The organism is Brevundimonas sp. P7753, from assembly GCF_013386595.1.
Classification (GTDB): domain Bacteria; phylum Pseudomonadota; class Alphaproteobacteria; order Caulobacterales; family Caulobacteraceae; genus Brevundimonas; species Brevundimonas bullata.
This window is the reverse complement of the sequence record NZ_JACARP010000122.1, coordinates 1-4493: the sequence shown is the minus strand read 5'-3', so window position 1 is coordinate 4493 and position 4493 is coordinate 1. Positions and strand designations below refer to the sequence as shown.

The following is a 4493-nucleotide window of genomic DNA, read 5'->3' as shown; positions in this document are numbered from 1 at the left end:
CGCAGGTCGTAGTGTTCGACCCCGTCCTTGCCGGTCCAGGTGTCGTTCTCGACATGGCCCTGGAGGACGACGCGGCTGCCCTTTCTGGCGAACGGCGCGATGTATTTCTCGGTCGTCGCCTCGCCGAAGCAGAAGCAGTTGAAGCCGGTGGTGCGTTCGCCCGGCGTGCCGTCGGCCTTGCGGTAGCGGGTGGTCTCCAGCACGCGGAAGCTCGCGCGCTTCTTGCCGGAGCCCTGGGCCGAGAGGATGGAGGGGTCGGCGGCCAGATAGCCTTCGATGACGAGGGATTGCATGGTCAGTCTCCTGAAGATGAAGGGTTGAGGGAAGGTCAGGCGGCGGCGCGCTCGGCGTCGGCCGCCTCGCCGGAGGCGGCGGCGCGCGCCTCGGCCCAGTCGAGGACGGTCAGGCGGTTCACCACCAGTTCCTTGGCGGTGCGTTCCTGGCCGTCCTTCGTGGCGTAGGCCGTGTCGATGAAGGCGCCCGTGACGACGGCCTCGCAGCCCTGGGCGAGCCCGCGCGCGATGACCTTCTCGTTGAGGCCTTTCGACCAGCTGACGCAGTTGACGCCGACGAGCCGGTCCTTGCCGGACGGATCGACGCCGCGCTTCTCGAGCAGCCGGAAGACGGCCTTGCCGAAGTCGTCGCTGATCTGGGGGTCGGCCGCCAACCGGCCGGTGAACACCATGGTCTGCATCTCAGTCTCCTTGTGATCCGAAGCCGCCGAGGGAGCCGATCTCCCCCATCCCGCTTCGCCCGGGACCTCCCTTCCTCCCCTCTCCTTCCAAAGACGGTCGTCGCCGGACCCCGTCGCCCACCGCGCCGGAAGCGGACGAAGCGAGCGAGCGGGCTGCCGGCCGCGACAGGACCGCCGCCCCTTTCGGCGCGGCGGTCCCGCCCGGTCAATCGTCACTCGGCGGCCTGGACCAGGGCGTACACACCGGCGGTCGTGACCTCAAAGGCCCCGGTGCCATCGGCCTCGTCCCCCGCGCCCGCCGCCCCGGCCTCAGCCTCGACGTCCTCGGCATCGACAGCATCGACGGCCCGGCCGTCCGCGCCGGGGTCGTCAGCCGCGACCCCGTCATCGGCCGGCGCCTCCGTAGGGTACGTCTCCCCTTCGTCAGGATCGGGCGCCAAGGTCCAGGACAGGCTGGCGGGCGCCCAGCGACGGGCGGCCGCCTGCTCCGCCACGCGCGCGACCAGTTCGGGCTTCTTCAGGGCGGCGGCCCGGTCATCCGCCTGGTCCATGGCCTCGAGCATGCCCAGCAGCAGTGGCCTGGAGTGCGACGTCAGGAACGGCGCGTCCGGCGTCCAGTGCCGGGTCAGATCGGCGTCGGCGAGGGCGGCCAGTTCGGCCGCCTCGGACCGCGCCGGACGGCGGATCAGGCTGGTCCGCTCCTCCCGCAGGTCGAGGGTGAGCGCCGTCAGCTCGGCGAGGAAGGTCGAACGGTCGGCGTCGTCCAGTCCATGGACCCAGCCGATCACCGTCAATCCCGACGCCTCCCAGGCCGCGCGTCGGTCGTCGAGCCGCTGGCGCACCACGCCGTCGAGCGTCTCGATCACCCGTCCGCCAACGGGATTGAAGGCCTGGGCTGAAATCCCGAGCGCGGACTCGCCGCGGGGGCGATGCGCCCGGCTGACGACCTGGCTGAACAGCCGGGCGATCAGGGCCGTCATCGCCGTCTTCGTATCGTCCGCCAGGGCGCGGATCAGACCGCGCGTGGCGACCTCGGTGCGCAGGGCGTGGAGGGCGTGGCCGACCCCCTCGACCTCCGGCTCCGGCGCGGCGGCCTGTGGCGGCGAGAACGGCGCGGCCGGCGGATCGACCTTCCGGTCGTCGTCCGTCTGCGGATCCGGATCTTCGACGATGTCCGGCTCCACGGGCGTCCAGGACCGGACATGGATCCCGGTTCGCCGATCGGGACTGAGTACGAGGATAGTGACGGCCCGTCCGCCCAGCGCGATCTGATCCATGGCCAGTTTGGCCCGGATCATGTCGATCAGGACGGCATCCACCGGGCCGGGCTCGGTCGTCCCGGCCAGAACCTCGGCGGCGGTCTCCGACGCGATCTCATGGCGGGACCGGGCTTCGCGATAAGCGGCCATCTCGGCCGCCGGAAGCAAGCCGCCATAAACATAGCCCGGCGTTTCCAGGTCGTCGGGCAGGTCGGGTTCGGCTCCGGCGGTGACATGCACTGTCAGCCCTTCGGCCTCGAAGACCAGGGCGATCTCCCGGGCGCGCGCCGTCCACGCCTCGGTCAGGAGGGCCGGATCGAGCAGCACCGGCGCCCGTTCGCCGAACAGGTCGGCCTCGGTGCGGCCGCCCGCCGCCGCGTACCGCTCGGGGCCGATCAGGGTGCAACGGGCGTCCCCGGCGTTCACCTCGCTGACGTCAAGCCGTTCGTTGACCCGCCAGTCCGGGAAGCCATGGCCGTCGAGCGCCATGCGCGCCAGCGCGACCCGCTCGTCGCGATCCGGAAGCCGCGCCAGCAGCTTCGCCTGCTTCAGGGTGAGCCGACCGGCCTTCATGGCCTCCAGCGCGACCTCCGGCAGGGCCGAAAGGGCCGCCAGCCGCTTGATCTCGATCTCGGCATAGCCGAGCGCCCTGGCGATGGCGGGAACCTCCAGCTTTGACGCCAGCATCCGGCCGATGGCGCCGATGACGTCGGCGACATGGACCGGCACGGCGGTGTTGGTGAGGACGACGGCCGCCGCCTGACGGGCCGGGTCAGTCTCGACAAAGACATCGACCAGCAGGCCGTCGTCAATCCGCCCTTGGGCGACGAGATGCTGCAGCGCCAGGAGCCGGCGACGCCCGTCGAGCGCCATATGCGCCTTTTCCTTCCGCCGGCCGGGGCGCACCGTCAGGGGCTGCAATTGGCCGGCGGCGAACAGGGTGTCGGCGAGCAGCGGGATGTCGTCGTCGGCCGGCTCGCCCGCGCGCAGGTTTTCCGGGGCGACGCCGAGATCGCGCAGGGCGACGGACTGGCGCACGCGGGCGGCCGTGATCTCGAACGGGGTGGGGCCGGCGGCGGCCTCTGGCGCGCCCTTGAGGGCGCGTGCGGATGACGAACGGGGCATGGGGCATTCTCCCGCCGGCCGCCGGGGACCATCCCCGCCGCACCGGCGCCCCTCAGCGCCCTTCCTCCCTCCTCCCGGTCGCCGCGGCCGCGTTCCAGTCCTCGAACGGCTCCGGCGGCAGGGCGACGGACACAGCGAGCCCCCGGCTTCGCAGCCGGGACCGAAGGCAGGCGGCCGCGCGCTCGCCGACGGCGCCGCGGTCCGCCGCGATGAGCACGCGCCCGACGCCTGGCGGCGGCGCCCAGCCAGAGAGATTGTGCGCCGACATCAGGGCCCAGCCGGGCCGCCCGAAGCGCTCGATGGCGGACAGGACGGTGAGCACCCCCTCGCCGACGAGCATGTCCCGAGCCGGCGGCGACAACCGCACCGCCGAACCGGGCGGCACGACGCCCACCGTCTTGCGCGGCACGCGAAGCCGGTCCGCGCGGCGGCCGTTCGCATCGAGATAGACGAGCTCCACCGCCGTAAGCCGCCCCTCCGCGTCGCTGATCCGGGCGACCAGGGCAGGCCGGGTCGGTCCGCCGGCCCGGAACACCGACACCGGGGCGTCGGGATGGTGACGCAGAGCTTCGATCCCGACCGGGTCGAGGCTCACCGACCGCCCGACGAGATGGTGGTGCGACAGCGACCCGGGCGCGAGCGGGCCCGCGCCGTCCCACAGTCGCCGGGCGGTCGCGACGCGGGTGGCGCGGTCCGGGCGGATCATTGACGATGAGGGACCCGATCGCCCGGATCTCGATATCCGTCCCTCGACATCGATCAGGCGCAACGCCGCCAGGTGATCGCGCACGGCCCGCCAGTCGGCGGCCCCGAAGCTGTGGATCACGAGCCGATCCCCGCTGACCAGCAAGGAGACGGACCGGTCCCCCGCGCTATGGCCCGGCGCCGGCACATTGGCGCGCCGGCCGCCGTGATAGAGGTCGCCGCCCNNACGAGGATCATGGCCGAGGCCGACAGCTCCAGCGCGCGCCGCACCACCTCACGGGGATAGACGGGCGCGTGGTCCACCGTGCCCTCGGCGACCCATTCATCCCGGAGCAGATTGTTGCGGTGGTCGAGATAGAGGACCCGGAACTGCTCCCTCGGCCGATGCGCCATGGCCGTCCGGACATAGGCCTGAAGCGCGGTCCACGAGGCGATGGCGGGCCGGCGGCAGGCGTCGACGCGGGCCAGCCGCACCGCCAGTTCGCGCAGGACCTTCAGGTCGGCGAAAGCGGCGGGCCCGGCGTCGCTCGCCCGCGTCAGTTCCGACAGGTCCGCCGCCGCCACCGCGCCCAGGCTGCCGAAGCGCGCGAGGAGCTCGCCCGCCCGCCGGTCCGGCTCGCCGCCGGACCGGCTCAGCACCATCGCGAGCAGGGCCCGGTCGTCGAGGGACTCATACGCCAGCATCGGGATCGAGGGGGCGGGACGCGCGG

The 4493-nt window shown here is 72.7% G+C and carries 5 protein-coding genes; all 5 read right to left on the bottom strand.

Going from position 1 to position 4493, the window contains the following annotated elements:
* A partial coding sequence (locus HX774_RS19820) for a single-stranded DNA-binding protein (protein ID WP_218650510.1) occupies positions 1-293 on the bottom strand: 293 nt, incomplete at its 3' end.
* Between the two features lie 35 nt (positions 294-328).
* Positions 329-694, bottom strand: coding sequence for a hypothetical protein (locus HX774_RS17805; RefSeq protein ID WP_178828790.1), 366 nt, complete (start codon positions 692-694; stop codon positions 329-331).
* A 212-nt stretch (positions 695-906) separates the two neighbouring features.
* A complete protein-coding gene (locus tag HX774_RS17800; protein WP_178828789.1) occupies positions 907-3078 on the bottom strand; it encodes a ParB/RepB/Spo0J family partition protein in 2172 nt (723 codons plus the stop codon).
* 52 nt (positions 3079-3130) lie between these two features.
* On the bottom strand, positions 3131-3904 hold the full coding sequence (locus tag HX774_RS17795) for a toprim domain-containing protein (RefSeq protein ID WP_370523741.1): 774 nt from the start codon (positions 3902-3904) through the stop codon (positions 3131-3133).
* On the bottom strand, positions 3901-4493 hold a 593-nt coding region (locus HX774_RS17790; protein WP_370523740.1), incomplete at its 5' end, for a RadC family protein. The genes HX774_RS17795 and HX774_RS17790, both read right to left, overlap by 4 nt.